This is a genomic window from Pedobacter gandavensis, from assembly GCF_014172405.1.
Taxonomy (GTDB): domain Bacteria; phylum Bacteroidota; class Bacteroidia; order Sphingobacteriales; family Sphingobacteriaceae; genus Pedobacter; species Pedobacter gandavensis.
In genome coordinates this window covers 181,728-206,750 of the sequence record NZ_WNXC01000009.1, presented here as the reverse complement: position 1 = coordinate 206,750, position 25,023 = coordinate 181,728, and the positions used below count along the sequence as shown (strand labels likewise).

19 protein-coding genes are annotated in these 25,023 nt (G+C 40.2%); 12 read left to right on the top strand and 7 right to left on the bottom strand.

What is annotated here, in order from left to right:
* Window positions 1-64 precede the first annotated feature (64 nt).
* The 12 genes from GM920_RS20995 to GM920_RS20940 all read left to right on the top strand — a co-directional run bounded on the left by GM920_RS20995 (window position 65) and on the right by GM920_RS20940 (window position 17,837).
* On the top strand, window positions 65-649 hold the full coding sequence (locus GM920_RS20995; RefSeq protein ID WP_182961176.1) for an RNA polymerase sigma-70 factor: 585 nt from the start codon (window positions 65-67) through the stop codon (window positions 647-649).
* 52 nt (window positions 650-701) lie between these two features.
* Window positions 702-1,880: a FecR family protein gene (locus GM920_RS20990; RefSeq protein WP_182961174.1), complete on the top strand. Its 1,179-nt coding sequence runs from the start codon at window positions 702-704 to the stop codon at window positions 1,878-1,880.
* 387 nt (window positions 1,881-2,267) lie between these two features.
* A complete protein-coding gene (locus tag GM920_RS20985; protein WP_182961172.1) occupies window positions 2,268-5,579 on the top strand; it encodes a SusC/RagA family TonB-linked outer membrane protein in 3,312 nt (1,103 codons plus the stop codon).
* A gap of 11 nt (window positions 5,580-5,590) precedes the next feature.
* The gene (locus GM920_RS20980; protein ID WP_182961170.1) at window positions 5,591-6,994 is read left to right on the top strand and encodes a RagB/SusD family nutrient uptake outer membrane protein; all 1,404 of its coding nucleotides are present in this window, start codon (window positions 5,591-5,593) and stop codon (window positions 6,992-6,994) included.
* An 11-nt stretch (window positions 6,995-7,005) separates the two neighbouring features.
* A complete protein-coding gene (locus tag GM920_RS20975) occupies window positions 7,006-7,752 on the top strand; it encodes a DUF4843 domain-containing protein (RefSeq protein WP_182961168.1) in 747 nt (248 codons plus the stop codon).
* 27 nt (window positions 7,753-7,779) lie between these two features.
* A complete protein-coding gene (locus GM920_RS20970; protein ID WP_182961166.1) occupies window positions 7,780-9,327 on the top strand; it encodes a PKD-like family lipoprotein in 1,548 nt (515 codons plus the stop codon).
* 11 nt (window positions 9,328-9,338) lie between these two features.
* Window positions 9,339-10,697 carry a TlpA disulfide reductase family protein gene (locus tag GM920_RS20965; protein ID WP_182961164.1) on the top strand — a complete coding sequence of 453 codons (1,359 nt, stop codon included), beginning with the start codon at window positions 9,339-9,341 and terminating at the stop codon, window positions 10,695-10,697.
* 11 nt (window positions 10,698-10,708) lie between these two features.
* Window positions 10,709-12,061 carry a TlpA family protein disulfide reductase gene (locus GM920_RS20960; RefSeq protein ID WP_182961162.1) on the top strand — a complete coding sequence of 451 codons (1,353 nt, stop codon included), beginning with the start codon at window positions 10,709-10,711 and terminating at the stop codon, window positions 12,059-12,061.
* Between the two features lie 10 nt (window positions 12,062-12,071).
* Window positions 12,072-13,427, top strand: coding sequence for a TlpA family protein disulfide reductase (locus GM920_RS20955; RefSeq protein ID WP_182961160.1), 1,356 nt, complete (start codon window positions 12,072-12,074; stop codon window positions 13,425-13,427).
* 4 nt (window positions 13,428-13,431) lie between these two features.
* On the top strand, window positions 13,432-14,796 hold the full coding sequence (locus GM920_RS20950; protein ID WP_182961158.1) for a thioredoxin family protein: 1,365 nt from the start codon (window positions 13,432-13,434) through the stop codon (window positions 14,794-14,796).
* A 21-nt stretch (window positions 14,797-14,817) separates the two neighbouring features.
* A complete protein-coding gene (locus GM920_RS20945; protein WP_182961156.1) occupies window positions 14,818-16,077 on the top strand; it encodes a TlpA family protein disulfide reductase in 1,260 nt (419 codons plus the stop codon).
* A 47-nt stretch (window positions 16,078-16,124) separates the two neighbouring features.
* Window positions 16,125-17,837, top strand: coding sequence for a S1 family peptidase (locus GM920_RS20940; protein ID WP_182961154.1), 1,713 nt, complete (start codon window positions 16,125-16,127; stop codon window positions 17,835-17,837).
* A 66-nt stretch (window positions 17,838-17,903) separates the two neighbouring features.
* Here GM920_RS20940 and GM920_RS20935 read toward each other — a convergent pair whose 3' ends face one another.
* From GM920_RS20935 to GM920_RS20905, 7 genes are all read right to left on the bottom strand, one after another.
* Window positions 17,904-18,371 carry a hypothetical protein gene (locus tag GM920_RS20935; RefSeq protein ID WP_182961152.1) on the bottom strand — a complete coding sequence of 156 codons (468 nt, stop codon included), beginning with the start codon at window positions 18,369-18,371 and terminating at the stop codon, window positions 17,904-17,906.
* A gap of 46 nt (window positions 18,372-18,417) precedes the next feature.
* Entirely contained in the window at window positions 18,418-18,816 is a 399-nt protein-coding gene (locus GM920_RS20930; protein WP_182961150.1) for a DUF4267 domain-containing protein, read from the bottom strand.
* Window positions 18,817-18,892: 76 nt separating this feature from the next.
* Complete coding sequence (locus GM920_RS20925; RefSeq protein WP_182961148.1) at window positions 18,893-19,462, bottom strand: Crp/Fnr family transcriptional regulator; 570 nt, start codon at window positions 19,460-19,462, stop codon at window positions 18,893-18,895.
* A gap of 30 nt (window positions 19,463-19,492) precedes the next feature.
* Window positions 19,493-20,329: a sulfurtransferase gene (locus GM920_RS20920; RefSeq protein WP_182961146.1), complete on the bottom strand. Its 837-nt coding sequence runs from the start codon at window positions 20,327-20,329 to the stop codon at window positions 19,493-19,495.
* A 129-nt stretch (window positions 20,330-20,458) separates the two neighbouring features.
* Window positions 20,459-21,151 carry a hypothetical protein gene (locus tag GM920_RS20915; RefSeq protein ID WP_182961144.1) on the bottom strand — a complete coding sequence of 231 codons (693 nt, stop codon included), beginning with the start codon at window positions 21,149-21,151 and terminating at the stop codon, window positions 20,459-20,461.
* Window positions 21,152-21,162: 11 nt separating this feature from the next.
* Window positions 21,163-23,655: a TonB-dependent receptor gene (locus GM920_RS20910; protein WP_182961142.1), complete on the bottom strand. Its 2,493-nt coding sequence runs from the start codon at window positions 23,653-23,655 to the stop codon at window positions 21,163-21,165.
* A gap of 428 nt (window positions 23,656-24,083) precedes the next feature.
* Complete coding sequence (locus tag GM920_RS20905; protein ID WP_182961140.1) at window positions 24,084-24,917, bottom strand: DUF6266 family protein; 834 nt, start codon at window positions 24,915-24,917, stop codon at window positions 24,084-24,086.
* Window positions 24,918-25,023: the final 106 nt, after the last annotated feature.

The window sequence follows — 25,023 nt, the reverse complement described above, 5'->3', positions numbered from 1 at the left end:
AACAAAGGTTTTTAGAGTGTCATTTTTTTTTTATAATCTTATGGCGTCTTTAGGAATGAATAATATGTTTACTCAAGCAGTATTAGTGGATGAAGAGTTACTTTCGTTATTGGAGACAGACAATGAAAGTGGCCTTAAGCTTATTTACGACCAATATTGGGAACGATTGTACCTCGCTGCATTTAGTATTTTAAAAGATGCTGATCCCTGTAAGGATATTGTGCAAGATGTGCTTTTGCAATTATGGATTCGAAGGGCGGAGGTGAAAATTGATTCATTAAGAGCTTATTTGTTTACTGCGGTTCGTTACAAAGTACTCAGCTATATTAAATCGGCAAATAATCGAAAGGTATTTATTGAGCCTGAAGAATTGGAAAAATTAGCTGGTTTCAACCTCATGAAAGATCGGCTGAATGAGCAAGATGTAGAAAAATTACTGGAGCGGGGGATTGCTTTACTTCCTAATCGTTGTCAACAGGTCTTCTTGCTGAGTAGAATGGAGCACCTGAGTAATAAAGAGATTGCAAGCAAAATGGGAATTAGCGTAAAAACTGTCGAAGCCCAAATTTCCATTGCCTTAAAACAACTCCGGATAGTCATGGGAGAAGTACTTTTCTTTACCTGTGTGTGTTCACTCTTCCTAAAATAATTTTTTTTTAATTCTACTTAGGGGTTAGGTCTTTTTATTTAGACGTACCTGTATGAAGCCCTTAATCACAGACACTCAATTTAGAGCATTGGCAGAAAAATGCCAGGAAGGAATCGCTACTGAAGACGAAAGAAAAGCTTTTGATGAAGCTTATCTATTGCTGATGAACAGACATACTTCCTGGGATACTTCGCTGATGGGAGAGAAAGATGCTGTGCGTAATGAAATATACGAAGGTCTTTTTGATCAGGTACATCAATACCAGAAAAAAGGCAGGGTATATTCAATAGGACGATATTTATCGGCTGCAGCAATTCTGATCATCGTTGGAATTTCAGCTTACTTTTTCCTGATGAAAGGAAATCACAAAGATCAATCGATGGCCTCCAATATAGTTCCCGGATCAAATACTGCAACTTTGATTTTGGGTGATGGTCGGAAAATCAATCTGAGTGATGCCGAAAACGGAGCCTTAGTTGAGCAGACCGGAATCCAGATTACAAAATCTGCTGATGGGCAGTTGCTATATAAAGTGCAGGCTACTGACAGCAATGCGGATCAGCCATTAACCTATAACACCATCGAAACCCCAAAAGGTGGACAATACCAGGTGATTTTACCCGATGGCACCAAAGTGTGGCTGAACGCGGTTTCTTCTCTGAGATTTCCGATGTCTTTCGCCTCCGCTCCAGACCGGAAGGTTGAACTGACCGGGGAAGCTTACTTTGAAGTTGAAAAAGATAAATCACATCCATTTAAAGTCATTAATGAGGGACAGGAAGTCCAGGTATTGGGTACTCATTTCAATATCAATAGCTACAAAGATGAAGGGGCAATCAAAACAACCTTATTGGAAGGAAGCGTGAAAGTGTTGTCTACTTATAGCGGAAAGGGACTGAAGCCTGTTGAGGTTATCATCAGACCCGGAGAACAAGCCATCTTAAATCAGCAGGGAATAGACGTCGTAAAAAAGGATGTCGATCAGGTGATCGATTGGAAAAACGGCGACTTTCTATTTCAGCACGAGAGTTTAAGGGAAATCATGAACAAGATTGGCAGATGGTATAACGTGAAAGTAATTTATGATGCAGATGTGAATACTGGCCTTACTTTTAGTGCCCAGATCTCCAGGTCGAAAGGTATCCCCGAAATCCTCAAAATCCTGGAATCTACAGGAGAGGTGAAATTTGAAATCAAAGGATCAAGTATAAAAGTGAGTAAGAATCAGTAACCGGAGTAATCCAAAGAATCAAAAAAACCTATATAACCCAACTAACCGAATTATTTACCCTAAACCAAACCATGACTGCTAAAATGTTTTGCCGGCAAACGTTGGTGTAAAAAACATGCGTATAAGAAAAAAAACTACCTAAAAATCTTCAAGAATGAATCCTTAAAATAAGCCAGGAGTACTGGAATACTCCCGGCTAGCAGTTTTAATGGCATTCATCAATCCCGGTATGATCGGGAATTGCTTAAACAATTAATGAACAACCGCGTGATGCCAAACTACTTCTTGTGCAGTGGCATTCACGTATTAAACTAAACCAAATGTATGAATTTTTACTTTACTAGCCTATGCCGGCCACCGGCAGGCCTAGCTAAAATTTTGCTGATAATGAAATTGATAATTGTGTTATTAACAGCTGGTTTTTTGCAAGTCAACGCAAGTACCTATGGTCAGAGTATAACGTTGAAAAAGAAAGATGCCACCCTGTTGAGCATTTTTAAAGAAATCCGGAAACAAGCTGGCTATGACTTTATTTATAGCGATCGGATGATCGCAAATGCCAAAGTGATTGATGTAGATTTTAAACAGGTTTCGGTAGTAGAAGCCCTGGATAAAGTTTTTTTAAATCAACCTTTTGTATACGAGATTGACAAGAAAGTGATTGTGGTGAAAGCCGTGTCTGCTGTCGTAAAAGATCGTATTATTACTGGTAAAATAACCGATGAGCATAACAATGTGTTATCCGGTGTATCGGTGAAGAGCCAGAAAACCAATACAGTTACCAAAACGGATAAAGACGGAAATTATGCCATCAAGATCACTGACAATGCCGATGCGCTGTCCTTTACCTATATCGGATACGAAACGAAGGTAATGCCTGTTACGGATAGAACGGTCATCAATGTGCTACTCAGAACCACGGTTAGTAAGTTGGAGGATGTGGTCATTACCGGTACTGGTATTGATCGGAAAAAGGAAAGTTTTACCGGAGCAACTGCTATCTTTTCAGGTGCAGAATTAAAAACTGTAGGAAACAACAACATCATTGCGAGTTTAAAAGCCTTGGATCCTTCATTTGTGGTCTTGGATAATCAGACGATGGGATCAAATCCCAATGTCTTGCCTGATATTGAAATTCGCGGTAAAACATCGGTGAATGGACTTTCTTTAAAAGACGCATTCGGTGTTCAGCCCAACCAACCTCTGTTTATTTTAGATGGATTTGAAACCACACTGCAGATTATTGTGGATTTGGATATGAATACGGTAGGCTCTGTAACCATTCTGAAAGATGCGGCTTCTACTGCACTTTATGGTTCAAAAGCATCCAATGGGGTCGTGGTTATCGAAACGCTGAAACCTAAAGAAGGAAAAATGCAATTCTCATTTACCAATGACATGCGGGTTAATACTCCGGATCTGAGTGTATATAATATGATGAATGCCCCGGAAAAGCTGGAATTTGAAAGGCTTTCCGGAAAATATATCATGGCTACCGACGTTGCACAACAATTGGTTTTAGATTCTATTTATAATGGGCATCAGCGTAGGATTGCCAGTGGTGTGGATACCTACTGGTTAAATGAGCCGGTACGTACTGTAGTAAGTCAGAATATCTCTATTGCGGCAAATGGTGGAGATCCTGTGTTTAGATATGGGGTTGGATTTAACTACAAAATGGAGCCAGGTGTGATGAAAGGCTCTAACCGGGATAGTTGGGGAGGAAATGTGAATCTGATTTATAGAAAGTCAAAAGTCAATATCAATAACTCCATTTTCTTCAGGGGGAATTCGAGTAATGAATCGCCTTATGGAAGATTCTCTGATTTTGTGAACGCCAACCCGTATTATGAAAAGAATACTACCGATCGCTTTCTGGATCAGTCCAGAACCTTTGCATCGGAGTTTGTGACCACTGCATTAAATATTCCGAACCCCTTGTACAATGCCTCTTTGCCATTTAGAAGTGTGGGGACTGGAATGGAACTTCAGAATAATTTTAATTTAATCTATGATATTGTTTCCAAATTAAAGTTCAATGCGGGCTTTCAGATTTCGAAGGCCGTTAGTGACCGGGAGGTGTATACCTCACCGGATCATACCCAATTTGCCTCAAAAACTTTTACACAACGTGGTTTATACTCCAATAATTCAATCGACCGCTCATCTATGAGTGCAAACGGACTCTTGACTTATGGAAATGTATTTGCGGAGAAACACTCCCTTACGGCGAATTTAAGGGGGCAAATGTCCATTAGCAAGAACAGCTCAGAGACCTTTATTGCCCAAGGTTTCCCTTCAGGAGCAGCACCTAGTTTAAGGTTTGCTTATGGTTACGCGGCTAACAGTCGGCCTACGGCAAATAAATCAGAGTACCGCAGTATCAATGCAGTAGGATCTGTGAATTATGCCTACGATATGAGGTATTTGTTTGATGCTTCTTACCGGATCGATGGTTCTACCGCTTTTGGATCGGTTAATCCTTTCTCTCCTTACTGGTCTAGCGGGATTGGCTGGAACATCCATAAGGAAAGCTTTATGAAAAATTTTAAAGTGCTCAACCGCTTAAAGGTCTATAGTAATGTTGGGGTAACCGGAAATCAAAATATGGGTACCATACTATCCTCTTCTATTTATACTTATTTAAAAACCTATAACCAGTATGGGCAAGGGCTAGAGTTGGATAGAGTGGGTAATCCGGATCTGTTAGCACAAAAAACCACGCAAATCAGTAGTGGACTGGAGTTTGGACTTTTTAATGACCGCCTTACAGGTTACCTGACCAGCTATAAAAAGAAAACGGTAGATATGGTGGTAGCACTGGATTATCCTACTTCCTCAGGTGTGGCAAACTATCAGGCAAACATTGGTAATTTAACGACCAATGGTTATGAGCTGAGATTGAGTTATGCCATCATCAACAATTATGCAAAACGCATCGTCTGGAGGACAACCTTAACTGGGGCAACCTTAAATAGTACGTATGGTGGCTTTGGAAATTCCTTAGAAAACCTGAATAAAAAACTACAAAATACAGAGAAATCGGAGAATTTCAATACGCAGAAATCGGTGTTGACTTTAGAACGATTCAGAGATGGCTATAGTCCTTATGACCTCTGGGCAGTTCGCTCTTTAGGTATTGATCCGGCTACTGGTAGGGAAATGTTCCTGGCAGACGACGGATCTCATACGCTGGATTATAATTCAGTGAAGAAAACTGTGGTAGGAAGTGGGAAGCCAGTGCTGGAAGGTGTATTTACCAACAGCTTTAATTATAAAGGATTATCCCTTTCGGTGATGATGCGTTATAAACTAAAGGGGGATGTTTTCAACCAGGCCTTATTGCAGAAAGTGGAAAATATTACCTACCAGGGGATTGCGAACAATCAGGATAAACGGGCACTATATGACCGCTGGAAAAATCCGGGTGATATCTCTCAGTTCCGGGGGATTTCGTTAACGACTACCACAGAAATTTCCTCTCGTTTTATACAGAATGAAAGTGTGCTTTCCTGTGAGTCTATCAGCATGGGCTATACATTTACCGATAATCACTGGTTGAAAAATATGGGTTTAAGAACCCTGAATTTATCAGGTTATACGAATGATATTTTCCGCTTTTCGACGGTTAAACGGGAACGTGGAATTGATTATCCATTTGCAAGGTCAGTGTCCTTGAGTTTAAGAGCTTCATTTTAAATCATAATACAATGAGAAATAAATATAAATATTTGATTGTAGCTATAGTTGCGGTAGCGTTCTTTTCATCGTGTAAGAAATTTCTGGAGGTTACTCCGGAGGATCAGCTGACAGAAGATCAGGTTTTTAGCAGCAAAAAAAATGTGGATGCCGCCATGAATGGTTTGTATGTAAATATCGGCACAAAAGGCTTGTATGGCGAAACACTTACTTTGAACACTCCTGAGATATTTGCGCAGCGTTTTAATATTCCTGCAACACATAGCATGTACAAGTTCCATCTTATAAATTTTACGGATGGAACGGTGAGCACAAAAATGTCGGAGATCTGGACTGCGGCTTATGATATCATCTTTAAATCGAATGTGTTCAGAGCCAGATTGGAAAAGTCGCGGGGTATTCTGGATGCAAAAACAGATTCTTTATACCGCGGAGAGGCTTTAGCGATTCGCGCAATGTTGCATTTTGATTTGCTCCGCTTTTTCGGACCGGTGTATAGTACCAAAGATTCAGTACTCAAAAGCATCCCTTATAATACGCAGAGCGATGTGGCCGTGATGCCTTTTGAATCAGCCAATAATATCATGTCGCATATTGTGGCTGATTTGAAGGCGGCGGAGCGACTGGTCTCATCGAATCTGGCGGTAAGTCTGGATAAAAAATATAAATTTCATTATTATGCCGTAAAAGCATTGCAAGCGAGGGTGTTTATGTATAGAGGTGATAAGGTTTCTGCACTGGCTGCCGCGAAGGTGATTATCGACAATCAGCAGAAATTCCCATGGGTATTGCGTGGAAATCTGACCACAGAGAAAATCAATCCGGATCTGATTTTCTCTTCAGAAATGATCATGGGGGTTTATAACTCGGATCTTTATGCTAGTCAACTCAAATTGTATGACGATGCTGTGGAAGCAAAGAATATTTTAGCCCCGCTGGATCTTCGCTTAAATGCGGTTTTTGAATCTAATACCGAAGATTTTAGGTTCGGTTATAATCAGCTTTGGAGAACTTCCGGCAATAAATCCTACAAAACCTTTTGCAAGTATCTGGATATCGATGATAAAGATAAACCCTGGAGAAATACAGTGCCGCTTTTAAAGCTCAGTGAAATGTATTATATCGCTGCGGAGTGTGAGCCGGATAAGGCAACAGCTGTTGGTTACTTAAACACGGTGCGCCTGAACAGGAGCCTGACTGCGCTGGCCCTCAGCTTAACTGATGCCCAGCTTAAAGCAGAATTACAAAAGGAATACATCAAGGAGTTTTTCGGAGAAGGACAATTGTATTTTTATTATAAAAGAACCAATGCCACCGCTGTTCCAAGTGGTACTTCTGCAACGGCTACTACTCCAATGTATACGGAAAAATATGTAGCGCCAATTCCTCAGACAGAACTCGACAACCGCAATTAATCTGAAAGAACATGAAAAAAATTACACCTATAATTATGGTACTGTTGATGGCCTTAATCCTGGTATCCTGTGAAAAAGGCCTGATGACTTATGACAACAAAGACGCGGATGTGTACTTTTCTGATGCGGGAAGAACAGTTCCGGAAGTTGCCTTTGATTCTACTTACGTTTCTCTTTCTTATTCCACGGCCAAAGACTCCACGATCAAAATTGTGGTGGCCGTAAGCGGCAGTCGTGTGGATCATGACCGGGCGTATAACCTGGCCATAAATCCATTGTCGACGGCTATAGAAGGCGTCCATTTTGAGGCCTTGCCCAGATCTCTGATGATCAGAAAGAATAAACTTTTAGATACCATCAAATTGAAATTAATCCGTACTGCTGAAATGATGACGAAGAGTTTTTTTGTCAAGATTGACTTAATGCCCTCGCCGGATTTCAGTACAAAATTCAACACCAGAGCAATAAAGGGTAAATCAATCAGTACAATCTCTACGAAGATCTTATTTGATGACCTCCTCAAAAAACCGAAGTTATGGGCAGATAATAGATGGGGAACTTTTTCCAGAAAGAAATTACTTTATGTATGTGATTTCCTGGGAATTACTCCGCAATACATGGATGGTGATATGTCTAATGATGAAGTTGTTGCTTTACCAAGATTGGTGCAACGTCATCTGGACAGGTTAAAATTGGAAGGTAATCCGGTTTATGAGGAGGATGGTAGCCTGATGGCTATGGGTTACCTGTCGTTATAATTGTTGGTTTTCATTTAAAAGAAGAACATGATGTTTAAATATAAAATTTACCTCTTTTTACTACTGGTTTTTAGTGTGTTTACCTATTCCTGTAAAAAAGACCTTGGCAATTATAGCTATAAGGATATCAATGAGATTAAATTTCCGGCCGAGCTAGATGGAAAATTAACGGCCTATGTAGCGAAGAATTTTAACGTGAAACCTGTACTGTCCTTTAGCAAGGACGACTCGGGCGACACTTCCCGCTATACTTATGAATGGGTGTACTTAACGTCTCCAGCTACAGGAGCTGTTAAACTGAAAGTATTGGCGAACACCAAAGACCTGAATATCATCATGAATTTACCGGTGGGAACTTATGAAGGTTATTATCGAGTTACGGATAAGGAAACCGGCGTTCAGTTTCGGAAGCGCTTCATGATGGAAGTTAGAAATGAATTTAATGAAGGTTGGCTGTTGATGACGGATGTAAACGGGATAGCTCAGTTAGATATGCTTTCTCAGCAGCCAGATGGGCAGTTTCTGGTGGTTAATGATCTTTTAGGTACACTGAGTTCAGGACTGAAATTGGCAGGAAAACCCAAACTGGTCTATTGCTATAATACCGGTCCATTGAAAGGTTATGGAATTAATCTTCCTTATGGCATTTACATCGGTACAGATAAAAGTACAGATAGAGTACATCCCGACACCTTCGAATGGCGCAATAATTACAATGTGAAAAGTGAAATCTTAGACCTTGATCTTCCGGCAGGTTTTCATATTGATGCGATAAAAATGGCAACGGAGTATGAAAGGGCCTATATGGTTTCAGATCAGGGAAATGTATTGGCTTATCAGCGGGATATTAATCTAAAATACGGCATGCCGCTGAATTACGACAATGTGACCAAGCTGAAGTATAAGGTGGCTCCTTTTATCGGGGTTGGGGAGATTCTTAATAAAATGAGGGCCTTTTTTTATGATGCGGAACACCGTCGTTTTGTAACTCATGCTACTCAGTTTGATTCCACTTTAAGTCCGATTCTGGATCGTGATGGGGATGATTTTAAGTTTAGTTATAACCATACTGATAAAGATATGCTGTATATGACCTGGGTGCCTTATGCTACAGGTGAGGTGTTTTCGGTGTTAAAAGATCCAGCAGGCTCAAACCGTTACCTGGCCTGCTTTGATCCGGTAAGTTACAAACAAACCTATTATGGTCAGATCGTAGCCCCTGAAATTGAGAAGGCAGAAAGTTTTGCGATTAGTCCTGATTTAGGATATGTCTATTACGTGGTAGATGGGAAATTGTACCAATATAATAAAAATACTAGTCCGGCTACAGCGAAGATGGTCCTTGATAAATCTCCAGAGAAAATCAGCCTGATTAAGTTTCAGGCTTATCACAATCCGAAAAAATATAAGGACAGTAATAAATTATTGGTCTGCAGTTATAATCCGGCATTACCCGAAGGGAAGAATGGAAAGATGGAACAATATGAGGTGATGCTTGCCGGACAAGGATTAACGCTAGAAAAAACATATACAGGTTTCGGTAAAGTGCAGAGTATACACTACAGAGAAAGATAAAATAGATTTTTATGAAAAAGATATTCGCAATTGCGACGATACTATATAGCTTGGCAATTTCAACCGCTGCTTTTGCGGAGGAGGGGCTGAAAACCCTGGTTAAAGGAGAAATGACGGTACAGGAGGGAGCTGCCTCCCTTTTTATAGAAGGTTTTAGTCTGACCCAAAAGGGAAGGACTAAATTTAAAAACGGAAGTTTCAGTATGGAAACGACTTTGAAAACCCCTGCATTCTGTATTTTAACCACCACTGATCCGCTTGTTAAAGGCTTTAATGTATACTTGAAACCTGGCGATGATATCAGCATCAAGGTGACTGGTAATCAGGTTTTTTTAACGGGAAAGGGTGGCCCCCTGAATCAGTTTCTATTTCATCTTAACCAGAAATATGATTATGAAAATCCGAAGTTTACAGCTAAAGAAGTCTATGCGAATCGTGTAAAAGCAATTAATGCGGCTACCGATGAAGAGGTGAAATTGAACAAAGCTATTTTATTGGGTTATGCTCAGGGACAGTACCTCGATAAGGTGTTTGGCCCCTATATGGAGTCGAAAGTGAGCGGAGAAGTTGATGAAATTCACAAACTGAAGTTTGATGATCTTAACTTGAATTTAGTACCTGAAATTACTGGCTATTACAATTGGTTCAAAACGATCAATGAGATCATGTTCGCTAAAATGGAACAGGGTAAGCTTAAGGTACGAAATTCAAATACCTGGATTGCCGACTTTGCCGGAACCATTGAGAATCAAAAGCTAAAAGAAGCTTATATCGTTCAGTTATTGGATTTTGCTTTGCTGGAAGAAGATATTTTTAAAATAAAAGACCTCGCCAAAGCTGCAATGCCTTTAGTGAAGGATCCGGAAAATGTGGCTAAGATTAAAGGGATTGTTAGTAGAGTTGATGGGATTACCCGCTTTAACAATGCTGTGCCCGGTACTGATTATAGCAACTATACCTTCCAGAAACCAGATGGTTCTAAAGCGAAAGTCAGTGATTTTAAGGGCAAATATATTTTTATTGACATTTGGAGTACCTGGTGCCACCCTTGCGTAGCAGAAATGCCTTTCCTTAAAAAAGTGGAGCAGGAAATGGAAGGGAAAGATGTGGTTTTTATCTCTTTAAACGGAGATAAGCAGGAAGATTACTGGAAAAATTTCATGAAGAAAAGAAGCATGACTGGCGTACAACTGTGGATGCCAGGAGGGATTACCGTAGATCCTTTCTTTAGTCAGATTGGTAGAACTGGGATTCCCCGGTTTTTAGTGATCGATAGAGCGGGCAAAATGGTAAACGCCAAATGTTGTCTGCGTCCTTCCAATCCTGTCCTGAAAATCTATCTGGAGGAGTTACTGAATCAACAAAATTAAAAAAGAAAAAGATGAGATTAATATTAACACTGGTAACCTTGTTACTGGCAAAAGTCGGTTTTGCTCAGATGAGCGAGATTCGCGGCTCGATACAAAATGGTACTCAAAAAGATATATCACTTTTTAGAGTTACGGATGGGAAAGCAGAAATGATTGCCAACACGCAATTGGGAGTAGATGGTTCATTTGGGTTTTTATTTACGCCGTTAAATGAAGGTTTTTATGCGGTAGGTTATGCCAAATTAGAGAAGGGTGCTTTGTTCCCTTTTTACCTGAAAAAAGGAGATAAAGCGGAAATCCAGATAGATAAAAGAAGGATGCAGTTTGTGGGAAAACAGAGTCCGGAAAATACCATCCTTTCTTCCTGGATAAAACTGACTCAGGAGCTAAAGGTTAAATCGATCTATTTTATGGAACTGCCTTTAAGCACTTATCAGGATTTCTTTCCTGAACTGACCAGGATTGCAGCAGAAACTCATGATTTTAGAAAGACGATTAAAACAAAGAATGAAAATTTTAATCGCTTGATGACTGCCTTAACCTATTTTGATATGGATTATTATGCCATGCACTTTCTCCGTACACCGCGTAAAGAATTCGCAAAAAAAGAAGATTATCCGGCTTATTATAAGTCGATTGTAGTTGATGGTAAGTTTAAAAATGATGATGTTTTATCCACTTTATACGGGGAGGCTTTGTTAGTGGATTACGCGGATTTTGCAGGAGGAAAGACAACAAATATTGACGAAAGATTGAAATTTTTCTCTACGGATCAACAGAAAGGAGTTTATACTTTATTCAGGATGACACCTTTCATGCAATCTTATCCTCAGTATGAAGGAATGGTTAAAAGTTATGGCAAATACTTTGGTTCAGAAAGCTTGAAGAAAAGAGTAGATGAGCTAGGTGCTAAATTGTATATCACTTCTGCAGGTGGTAAAGCGGTAGATTTTACTTTCCCTGATCAGAATGGTAAAATGGTTTCCTTAACTGATTTTAAAGGTAAGGTCGTGGTCCTCGATATCTGGGCAACCTGGTGCAATCCTTGTAAAAAGGAAATCCCTTACTTAAAGAAACTAGAAGAAGAATTCAAAGGAAAAGATGTAGTCTTTGTGAGTATTTCTACAGATGAGCTAAAGGATAAAGGAAACTGGCTGAAGATGGTGGCTGATATGAAGCTTGGTGGGGTACAGTTGTACGCCGGTGGTTTTGTAAACAAAGTGACTGATTTCTATAAGATTGAAACGATTCCACGTTTTATCGTGATTGATAAAGAAGGTAAACTGGTAAGTCCGAATTCGGCCCGCCCTTCTGATCCGAAGTTAAAAGCCATGCTGGAAACGGAATTGACAAAAGCAAAATAACCCCTGACTCATGAAAAAAATAACACTCATTATAACGGGACTATTATTTAGTCTTTGTTCTTCGGCCCAAATGGCACAAATTTGGGGAACGGTGAAATCTGATGGCTTCGACGATAAGGATATCACCCTTTATGCCATCAAAAATGGCGAAACTGAAGAGATTACCAAAACCCGCCTGGCCAAAGATGGTTCTTTTGGCTTCCTGTTTAACCCAGAAAAAGAGGGGATGTATGCGATTGGCTGGGGAGAATTTATCCGGGGAAAATATCCGGTTTACCTGAAAAAAGGCGATAAGGCTCAGGTGGCCATCAATACCAGAACTTTCGATTTTATTGGTCAGCAAACACCAGAGAATACGGTGCTGTACAAATGGGTGAAAATGTCGGAATCGATGCGGTATAATGCCTTCCATTCTATGCAACCGCCTAAGGAGTTCTTTCCTACTTTAGAAGTACTGGCCACAAAAGCAGAAGCCTTTAAAAAAACGATCCAGACTAAAAATCCAGTGTTCAACAAATCCATGAAGGCAATTGTTGGCTACGACCTGGATTTATATGCGTTAAATTTTATGGTGGTTCCAAGAGGGGTATTCCTGACAAAAGAACAGCTTTCCCCTTATTACAGTACCATCGTTAGTCCAACGAAATTTCAGTCTCTCGAAGTATTGGGAATGCTCCATGGAAAACGTTTTCTGGAGTTGTATGCCAACTTCGCCATCCCGGGTCGCGGCACAACTGATCAAAAACTCCTGGCATTTAATAACGATGCGGTAAAAGGTGCCTATGTCCTGAATGATGTCAATGGGATGTCCGGAATTAAAAATTATACTGCTTATCAGAATTTCATGAATAAGTACGGTCAATATTTTAGCACAGCAGATCAGAAATTAATGGTAGAAGAATTGGGTACAAAATTATACAGCATGGAAAAGGGGCCTAAACCCGCAATCAATTTTACTTACCCTGATCAAAATGGCAAAGTAGTTTCCTTGAGTGATTTTAAAGGGAAAGTAGTGATTGTTGACGTTTGGGCTACCTGGTGTGCGCCTTGTAAGCAACAGATTCCCTACCTGAAGAAAATGGAGGAAGAATTTAAGGGTAAAGATGTTGCCTTTATTTCTGTAACGGTAGATTATGAGAAAGACAAGCAAAAATGGTTAGACATGATTAAGGAAATGAACTTAGGAGGTACACAAATGTTTGCTGCTGGCTGGTCTAAAATAACCAAAGACTATGCGATTTCTTCGGTTCCAAGATTTATGATGTTTGATAAAAAGGGCAATGTGGTTTCTGTGGATGCCCCTCGTCCTTCTAATCCAAAATTAAAAGAAATGCTGGAAAAGGAATTGTTAAAAGGTAATGAGTAAAAAGATGAAAAAGAACTTGATCGGCATTTTTCTCTTATTCAGTTCTCTGAGTGTTTTTGCGCAGGGTATTGAATTTGAACATAGCTCCTGGAGCGAGGTGCTAAAGAAAGCGAAGGAACTAAATAAACCTATTTTTATAGATGTGTATACCAGTTGGTGTGGGCCATGTAAAGTGATGGCGGCAGAGGTATTTACAAGGCCTGAAATTGGCGCCAAATACAACAAAGGATTTGTCAACTTTAAAATTGATGCGGAAAAAGGAGAGGGGATTGCGATTGCCCAAAAATACGAGGTAAAATCTTATCCTACCTATTTGTTCATCAATCCAGCGGATGAATCTTTGTTCGACAGGTCTAAAAGTTCTATGCCTGCGGCTAGTTTTAATGACCTGGCGGATAAAATCCTGACTAAGTTTTCCGGTAAAAAAGAAATCAGCCTTGCCGAACTGGAGGCCAAATATAAAAGTGATAATTATGACGAGGGCTTTGCTCAGGCTTATATCAAACGACTGAATGCGGAAGGGAAATCGACCAGGGAAGTCTTGGGGAAGTACCTGACTAAGTTTGTGAGCAATAAGCCCAGTACTGCGCAGCTTTATTTTCTGGGATTAAATTTTAGCAATGGCACGGATTTAAATCTGTATCGGTATATGATTGATCATTATAAAATGATTGATGCTGTTTTATGTAAAAATGATGGGATTGCAGCAGGTAGTTTATATCGAAACTTGCGTACGGAAACCGGTGCTAAGATTGAAAGTATACTGAGCAGTAATGTTTTAATTGCTGAAAATGGATTGCAGTTAAAGCAATTGTTCCAGGATCTGAATACGGTTGAAATTGAGGAAAGAAAAGATAAAAAAGTCCTGGAATATAAAATCCGGATTTATACTGGAAATGGCGATACTGCTCAGCTTTTAAAGGCTTACCGAAGTTATATTCAGCAGTTTTTATTACCAGCGGATCAAACTGCTGCTATAGGCAGGGAATCTATCATCCTCAACAAAAATGCTCCGGTGCCGGTACTTCCCATTGATTCGGCCACTGCCGCCGATTGGTGTTGCAATTATGCAATTAGGCTGACTAAGCTTTCTAAAGACCCTGAGGACAAGCAACTGGCGGGCCGTTTATTTGAAAAAGCCATGGGCTTAAGTAATTCAGCCGTCATTCAGAATAAGCGGAATGTGACGACTTATAATCTTGGGGATCAAGCGAAAGCGATTAAGCAGCAAGCTGTTTTGTTAGCGGAATTGCGCAATAGCCATGCTGAATACCTGGATGATGTAGCCGCTACACTTCAGAAAATGGAAAATAATGAACCTAATATTTCCGTATTCCAGTACAAACGGAAGCTCCTTAAAAAGCATTAAAAGATGATTTATAAATGTAATTTGATAAAAAAGCTGTTCACAATTGCCGCATTGATGGTATGGAACATTAGTGCTTTTGCCCAGTCCACTGAAATCAGGGCTGTTGTACCAAATCCTGTATTGACTAGAGTAGTGTATTTATTTCAGATTGAAGCTGGAGAGACTAAAATGCTTAAATCTACTACTGCGAAAAACGATGGCGTGTTTGTTTTTTCTGTTGAGCCTCCTTATGAGGGCTTTTATATGATTGGCGGTTTTACCGCCATGGCCGGACAATTTCCTGTGTACCTGAAAAAAGGTGATCAGGCAATGGTGAGCATTGAAAAAGGTAAAATGAATTTTGTAGGTAAGCAAACGGAAGAAAACAGTGTTTTATCGGCCTGGACTCAAGTGAGTCCGGCAGAAAAACTGAAGTTTCAAAAGAACATCAAAACCAAAAATGACAGGTTTAATGCCTTGATGAAACAGTTTATTGGTTTTGAACAGGATTTTTCCGCAGTTAAAGCGCTTAAACAAAATACAGGTACCGCGGAAAACTTGTCGGAGGAGCGCAAAAGGCTCCTGGTAAAGGACAAGTTTAAAAACGATGAGGTGTTTTCCTATCCCAATGGCAAGGCCCTGATTTGTATGTATGCTGATTATGCTGCAAATGAAAACAATGCGGAAGACGGGCTTAATTTCCTTTCTACAGATCTTCAGAAAGGGGTTTACATTTTTGAAAGGATGAAAAATAAGCTAAAATCTTATCCTCAGTTTGAAGAGATGACTGCTCAGTACGGTAAATATTTTAAAGATCCGGGTTTAAAAGCCAAGGTTGATGGATTGGGGACAAAGCTGTACCATGCCACTCCGGGACGGAAGGGTTCTGATTTTAGCTTCCCTGATCAGGATGGGAAAATGGTTTCGCTGAGTGATTTTAAAGGGAAAGTAGTTTTGGTGGATGTCTGGGCGACCTTTTGCGGACCTTGTAAAGCGCTTATTCCGGATTTAAATAAACTGGAAGCAGAACTGCAAAATTATAAAGATCTTGTTTTTATTGGTGTTGCTCAGGATGGGCCAAGGGCTAAAAATACCTGGCTAAAGATTGTTAAGGAGCAACAAATGGGCGGAATTCAACTGTTTGCCGGTGGAGGGAACAACGTATTGGCCAACGATTATAAAATCAAAGTGATGCCGAGATACCTGATTTTTGATCGCCAGGGGAATGTAGTTACTACAGAAGCCCCATTTCCAAATAGTCCGGGATTAAAGAAAATATTGCTGGCAACCCTGGAAAAATAAGCACTGGAAAGGTAATAGCCGGAAAAATACTAAAATAGAAAAATCAAATGAAGAAGATAATCATACTGCTATTGCTTTGCCTGCAAAGTATTTGGCCGGCATTTGCCCAAAACGAAGGTTTTAATGCGGGGCAGTTGGAAAAAGAAGTTAAACTAAATCTAAAAAACGCGTATGCAGCATCGGTTCGGATTGTGAATCTGGATTCCAATCAGCAAGCAGTAGGCGGGTTTTTTAGCGGTGTGGTTGTGGATGCTGAGGGGCATATCCTGACTGCCGCCCATGCGATAGGTCCGAATAAGCCTTATCTCGTTGTTTTTCCAGACGGCCGCCGGTTTAAAGCCAAAGGTTTAGGGGTAATCCACTCCATTGATGCTGCGATGATGCAGATCGTTGAAAAGGGAAAATGGCCATTCGCGAAAATGGGCTGGACTTCAGTGCTTGCTCCTAATGTGCCCTGTATCAGTATTTCTTATCCGGGGAGTTTAACGGCGAAAAAGCCGACTATTAGGTTCGGTTATGTTGCCGAGTTGAAACATAAAACCGGCTTTATGCGCAGTACTTGTTTAATGGAACCCGGAGATTCAGGAGGACCGCTATTTGATCTTCGAGGCCGGGTAATTGGTATTCATAGTCGGGTAAGTATTTATTTAACGGAAAATATGGAGGTGCCTATAGATAATTTCAGGAAATACTGGACGGCTTTAACCACACCTGTTGTTCATACGGCATTTATTCCTGAGGATAAACTGAAAATGAATAAGAATGAAGAACTGCTGAAACCAGTTCCGCAAATGTCGGATCTGATTGCCGGGTTTAAGCAGCAGGACTCCCTTTTTCAGAAAAATGTATTTACGGTTAAGGATTCTAATCATGTCAGTATTTTAAGTGCATTGGTAAATCTGAATGGATTAATTCCGACAGCCGCTTTAACCGGCAAAAGTTTTTTCATCAGCAAAAGTTCTATGGTAGGGCCAGATGCAAAGGTAGAAATGGTTGATGGAAGTATGATTAAGGCTAAAGTGATCAGTCGTGATGAAGCAAATGATCTGGTATTGCTTCAAATTCCTCAGGAAATCAACGGCGGGATTAACCTCAATGGCGGGACCAAGCTCAATATGGTATCCGGAACTTATGATTTTGATCAATTGGGGAGCTTTTTAATCTCTCCTAAACCAAAAGTAGCAGGAGAGTTGAGTGTGTTGGGGAATTTCCAGGTGAGTATTCCGAAATCTTCCACTACTTATTTAGGCGTTGGTACCAGTTACAATCAATCGGATTATAAGATTGTGGTGACCGGATTATATCCTTTACCGGTAGAAAAAGGGAATATAAAAGAGGATGTAAAAGCCGATGATATTGCGGTAAAAGATGAGTTGAAGAAAATTAACGATCGTTTCCTGCTTACGACAGATGATTTGCCAGAGGAGTTGTCGAAATATACAACCAACCAGCAAGTGACTTTGCAATATGCGAAAAAAACAGGAGCGCTTTATACGAAAACGTTTACACTTAAGCCCCGCTATGTAGAAGAGGACAGGAGTAAAGACCTGTTTATGGATGGTAAAAGTAGACGTAGGGATAACTTCAAAGAGGTATTGATTCATGATGGTAAACTAAAACCTTCGGAATTTGGCGGGCCGCTATTTGAGGTAAACGGTGATTTTTATGGCATTAACATCGCCAGGTTAAGCCGCACCAGCAGTTTAACGATTCCCGCCTCGGTGATTGTCCTTTTTGTGAAAGCAGTAACTTGGATTTAGTGGTGATATGCTGGTGTTTTTGGCTTATGGTTTTATGATATGATAAATGATCCGAAGCAGGCCCAGTTAAAACCGAAATGAGCTCAAAATGAAAATGCTCAGCATGATCAGGAGTTGAGAAATGTAAAAGAAGTTAAGTCGCTTTTTGATGCCTTTAATTTCGTCGTTTAACTGGAGTACCTGCCGGGAAGCGATATGCTGATCTAATTTTTTTGCTTGTCTCGGTCCAATAAAAAACATATTCAAAATAAATAGGATGACGAGTATCATTTTTAACCTGAACCATAATTGGGAATCTACCGGCATCATGGTTAGCAGTGCAATTCCGGAACTGATTACCAATAAGCCACCAATGCCAATCAGGGGAGAAAATGAAGAAACAATTTTTCTTAACCATTGGGCTTTTTGCCAGTCTTCGTTTACGAGTTTCCAGAATTGACGAAAGGTGACAAAGTCCGCAAGCATAATGCCAGCAAGTATTACAAAACCCGTAATGTGCATAGTGAGTGCTATTTTAAAAAGAAATGGAGTCATGTTTTTTTAATTTAAATTTTATGATATAAAGTCGCATTAAGGAAAACTATTGGCTTATGGTTTTATGATTTTTGAGATAATAAATCCCACAAGCAAAACAAATAACTATCGCAATCAAGTGAGCGATGGTATGGCCGATTACATACTCCGGTTGGGAGATGACAATACTAAAATCTGCTAGGGGAATAATAACTCCTGTTAACAGCACCCAACCTAATGCCTGCCATTGTTTTTTCAGCAGTAGTACCAGAATAATTAGCCCAAAGAAAAAATCACGGATTCCTTTGATGTATTCAAAGGAAAAATCCATATTGAGCTGAGGTTTGATCCCATAATCCGTTGAAGCAGCGATAGGGTCAAAAAAGAATCGAAGGCCTATAAATAGGAGACCCAGGCCTGAAAGGAGGCAGCAATAGAATGCAGTTTGTTTTAATATACTTTTCATAACATTGATGTTTTTGTCAATGTAAAAGTCCTCAATGCAGCATGGAATTTCATGCACCTGGGTTAACAAATCAGGCCTATGAAATTCTTTTTCTGATTCGGCTAAGTGATTGCGGTTTTACACCTACAAAAGATGCGATATAGTACTGGGGCAGGCGCTGTTGTAAATCATAATGATCCCTTATGAATTTTTCATAGCGGACCTGAGGAGAATCGGTATAAAATGAATTTCGGTCTTTTAATGTTTGTACAAAAACCTGCTCAATGATATTTCTTCCAAAACGTTCTCCTTCTTTTATTTTAGTATAAAATTCTTTCAATCCATCATAGGAGATCACCATCAGTTCAGTATCTTCCAAAGCTTGTATAATTTGATTGGAAGGGCTTTGCGGTACGAAGCTTTCATAATTGCAGGTAAACTCATTTTCCTTTGAAAACCCATAGGTCTTATCTTCACCTTCATCATTAATGTAATAACGGAAAATACCTTTTGTTATAAAACCAACCTGTCTGCATACATCGCCTTCTTTTAAAAAGAAAGTTCCTTTTTTATAAGTTTTACTTTTGAATAAGTTTTGAATAATTTCTTCTTCTTCTGAACTTAATTTAATAATACTCTTTATAGCTGAAAGTAAAGGGATGTTCATTTTATAAATCGTAAGTTTTTAATTTAAAATTTAACCTAAGGCCAGAATCATCTGCTTGTTATTCCTGCTCCATTCGCTCCAGCTACCTACATACAATTTTGGCAGTGCTAAACCTGCATAGTCTATCGCTAAGAGCGTATGACAAGCAGTTACGCCAGAACCACAATGTACAATCACGTTTTCAGTTTTATAATCAGCTAACGCATTTGAATATTTTTCCTTTAGAATTTCAGGAGCTAAAAAAGCACCATTGGCATCAAGATTTTCCGTAAAAGGTATATTTATAGCACCAGGTATGTGACCAGCAATTAAATCGATAGGTTCGGTTAAACCTGCAAAGCGATTTGCATCTCGAACATCAATGATTACATGATGATCACTATTGCTAGTAGCTTCCACTTCATCCATTTCCGCCAATGGCAACTGCCATGCTGTGATTGGATATGGCGCTGTTGGTTTCGCTAATGGAACCTCGGCATTTACAGGAAAACCAGCTTTAATGGCAGCAGCATAACCACCATTTAAAACCTGAACTTTTTCATGACCTATTGACCTTAACATCCACCAAAATCTTGCTGTAGCATTAGATCCGTTTTTATCGTCATAAATAATTACATGGGTTTGGTTTGTAATTCCGTATTTCCCTAAAAGTTGCGCAAAATGCTCAAAACTTGGTAGGGGATGCCTTCCCCCAATAGCGAAATCCTTAATGTCTGCCAGATCAGTATTTAAATCCAAATAAAAGGCGCCATCTAAGTGTTGTTCATCATATCTGCCTTTCGATCCTGCACTGACATCAAAAAGAAGGAAATCGTTTTTATCGAGCATAAGCAATTGCTCAGGTTGTATAATGGATGGTAGTTTCATGATTCTTAAAATTATGAATATACAAAAAATCGATCAGGATGAACATATCAGCAGTTAAAACAAAAAATCACCAGGAATAGATTCCTAATGGAATCATTCCTGGTGATTTTTTAAAAGGATAGCTTTTGCTTATTTTGCGATTGCCCAGTTTACCGCGGCATCGAATAATTTCAATCCATTTTCCTTCAACAAAGGAAAGGTCGTATTGTCTAAAAAGAAAGCAACTCTTCTCGCTGGTGCGATAAAATCATAGTCCATCGTCGCGCCCTTTTCGTAACCAAAGATGATGGCTTTATCCGGCTGACCAGGGATTGTAGCAATGATCGAAGCACCTAATCCGGGTTTCCCCCAGCCCATTGGCTGATCTTTTCTGTAAACAGAATTGATGCCGGCAGGAAGTCCGGCCGCAATCGGATGCGGGGCATTCACGATCCAGATATAATGTTCGCCGGTTACTTCACCGAAGTCTACATCTTTATTTCTGCCGGTAAAGCGCATGTCGTCAAGGATGTCATTTTCCCAGCTCAGAATTGGGGTTGCCACATCTTTATATTTTCCTTCAAAATCCTGCGAGCCTACCGTCGAAGAGATAATGATCAGGTCATAAGCATTTGCTTTTGGTACTTCCGCCGACTGGTCCACAAGGGTGACCTTGTAACCCAGCGAATCCAAATGTGCTTTTACTTTTTCATCAATGGGCCTGTCGCGGTATTCCATCCTTAGCACGTAAAGGATATTTCCACGTTTTTTTTTGCTTTGCGCATTAACGCCCAGAAAAACAAGGCTAAATATCAGGAGGGCAATCGTTTTTTTTATCATCATATGATTTATTATTAAAAGGCATAAGTAACAGAGGTTAACCAGTTTCTTGGCGCTCCCGGATATAGGCGTGAACTGTCATAACCACCCACCCAATGTGTTTTATTAGTCAGGTTATTCATGTTCAGTTGCAACTGTAATTTGTTAATCTTGTAATAGAGCGCGGCGTTGAGCAGCATATAAGCTGGACCTTTGGAAGGCAATATGCTTTGCTGGCCCTGGAAACCGAAAGTACGTTTGCCCACATAATAGGCACCTGCACCTAAACCAAGGCCTTTAAGGCCTGGAATGCTGAACTGGTATTTCGCCCAGAGACTACCCATGTGTTTTGGCGTATTTGGTTTTTGCTGATTGTTATACAAACTATCAGCACCACCTTGAGCGCCTTTCAACACGGCATGAATATAAGCGTAGGTGGCAACCACGTTGAGGTTAGGGGAGATATAGCCGACTATATCCATCTCCAGACCTTTGGAAATATCTTTACCAATCTGAATCATCAGCTCAGGATGGTTCGGATCCAAAGCATTGTAAAGTGAATTGCGTTGCTCAATTCTATATATGGATGCCGTCGCACTTAATCTTTTATTGAACCAGTCGGTTTTTAGTCCGGCTTCCAGTAGATTGCTTTTCAGTGGATCAAATGGACCGCCAGAAAGTGAATTCTGAGAACTTGCCGTTTGTGGGTTATATCCGGTGGTATAGGTGGCATAAGCGTTGATATCCCGGGTAACCTCATAGGTTATTCCAATACGTGGAAGTAGCGCGGTTTGTGTAACCCGGTTTACTTCATTTGTTTTATAACCGACATCAGTAAGATAAGTATCATAGCGTAGACCAAGCAAAACTTTAAACCTATCGATAGCAATCTGATCCTGTACATAGATGCTGTGTTGCTGGCAATAGGAAGGGACAACTACGTCTGTCGGATTAGGGGCATAAATATAACCACTTACATCCAGCAGGGAATGTGTATTCTTGCTCAGGTCAAAAGAAGGAACATTTGGTTTAGGGATCATTTTTCCTTTGTACGCATACATTTCATATTTTGCCGAGTCTTTTACTACATATTTAGTGGTTACTGTACCGTCTTTTAAACGGTATCCTGTGGCATCGTTTTGAGAGGAACCCAGGGGAATTTTACTGTCATTGTAGTCGTAACCGGTAATCAAAATATGTTTTAGCGGCCCGGTTTTGAATTCTGAAGACAGGTAAGCTGTAAAGCTGTTACTGTACTGCTCATTGTGACGTATACTGGCTCTTCTGAAAGCAAGTTCCTCGATCTGTTTTCCCTTCGCATCTACCGCAAAGGCCGTACTTCGGTGTTCGAATAGATCCTGGCGATAGCCCGTTCTTAAGAAAGAGGTATTGAAGGTAATGTGATCCGTTAGTTTATGGCTCAGTGAGGTAGTGACCAGGTAAGTCTTCTCTTTCAGGTAGTCATTCTCATCGGCAACATTGAGCGATATCGGTGTAGAATAAAGGTCTGTAGAGCCAAAAATGGACTGTCCACGATCTAATCTGCTGTTCGATTTGTTATATACCAGGTCAAAATTTATCCGGGTTCTGTCTGAAGGAATGTAAGATAAGGATGGAGCCACAACGATATTTTTGTCAAACAGAAGGTCACGGAAGGATTCTGCATTTTCGTAACCGAGGTTTAGACGGTATAATACTGTTTTTTTCTTATTCATCGGACCAGTTAGATCAGCATTAGCTCTCCAGGTATTGAAGCTTCCCCTCTGGAAGTTGAGAGATCTGAAATTTGTGTCTAAAGGTTTTTTGGTTACTTTATTGATTGTTCCACCCGGATTTGCATTGCCGAAAAGGGCAGAAGCAGGACCTTTGATAATTTCTACACGTTCCAGATAGTTTAACAGATTTTGTCGCCAGAAACCGTTAAATGTCCTCAATCCGTTGAATAATTGATTGGAGTTACTGCTCCCAACACCACCCTGGTTCCTGAATCCACGGATAGAAACATCGTCGTAGAAAGTATACTGGTTTACACCGCTTACATTCTTTACGATATCCGTCATCCGTACTGCTCCCTGATCCTGCATGAGTTCTTTGGTTACATACTGTATGGATTGTGGTACATCCTTGATCGCAGCGGCGGTTTTTGTGCCCCCAAAAGAAACGGCATTGGTATAATTTTTCTCTTTTCTACCCGTGATTTCGACGGTCTGCAAAGTTTCATCACTAGGGCTAAGGATTAATTTAATGCTCGTTTCGTTAGCCGTCTGGATGTCTATTTTACGGCTGATCACGTCATATCCTATCAATATAGCCTTGATGGTCAGGTTACCTTTTAGACTGGTGCTGAATTGGAAATGCCCCTTGGCGTCGGTCATGGTTGTACTTTTTTGTTCAACCAGCGCAACAGTCACGCCTTCCAGTGCTTCGCCCTTTGGATTCTGAACCTGTCCTAGGATTAGCGTTTTTTGTTGTGAGAAAGCGGAGAGGTTAAGGAGGGTAAATAATATAATCAGGTAAGGATGTCTCATGCTTCAAATTTTGCGCAAAGCTAGTGCTTATTTAGACCTAATACAAATAACAATCTTTATTTGTCGGTTAAGGTCTAGCGCTGAGTGCCTTAGAAAATAGAATGGTCTGGAAACGCAGTGATACAAAGCAGAGTTTGTAACTACATTTTAAATTCATGGAAATTAGGCCCTTGTTTTCAATAAGAATCTCTTCCTTTGCAATCAATTGATAAAAAGGAGGGTGTTTTTATTTAGTTTAACTCTTTTGGAGATTGACTTTCATGGTTATAGAAAGCCCGATGTTTGGCGGCGTAAAATGGATCAGAATAGCCCACCTGGCTCTGCTAAAATTTAGCAAAAAGCGATCCGGTTGACCGATAAATACCGGTCAAAAGTAGCCAAACAACAGCCATAAATTTTGGCAAAAGAAAGGTTAACGATGGAGGAAATTAACCAGGCTTTCCGGGTAAGTGTTCCAGTTGTTTTTTGAGTGCCTGATATTCTTTCTCCAGGGATTTAAAAGCTTTGTTTTTTGGACGTTCCCCGTAATTGGCGATCATTTGCCTGGAATAACTGCCTTCCACCTGATCAAACCTTGTTTTCACTTGCTGGTATTTCAGTTCTTGTTGTTTTTCTGCTGCATTTTTACCCGCACCATTCAAATTACCAAGATAAACACTGTCGGATACCTTTTCGCCATCCGCAGAAATAAAGGAAATATAGGGCTCCAGTTGTTGATTCAGTAGCTGTTCATGCATCGGGATAAAACATTTTCCTTCTTCTCTTCTGGCTATATTCAGGTATTCCTGGTCTTTTCCCGTTTCCGGGCAGCATATCATCACCATCACACTGTCGTTGTACTTTAAGTCCGTACCATCTTTTGGATCCCAGGTGATTTCAAGTCCAGCGGCTAACTTGTTGATTTTTAAATCAGCAGTTTCCGGCAGCTGTCCCTGACTCAGCTTTACCTTGCTGTAATCGATGCTTATATTAGGATATTCACCCTTTAAAGCCTGTTTTTTATGGTAGGAAGTGGCTAAGTTATGTGCATTATGTACCGTCCCTCTGGCTTGTAAACCGTAACCAAGTTTAATAAAGCCAGCCATTCTGCTCAGCAGTTTGGTGGTCACCGCCATTTCCTGGTAATTGGCCAGTTGAAGCCTGCTTGGCTTACCTTTTCTGCCGATTAAGCGTACTACCGGTTGTCCGTTCAACATATAAAAAACAAGATTGCCTACTTTTCCGTTAAGGTGGCCCTGTGGGCCGTTTGAAGCGATTGCCATGCTAGAGAGGTTAAAGGTTTGAGATTGAGTTAGGTATTGTCCACTGTGGATCGTATGAAGATACTGATTATCTTCGGGATATCCGGTTATTGACCTTAAAGTTTTT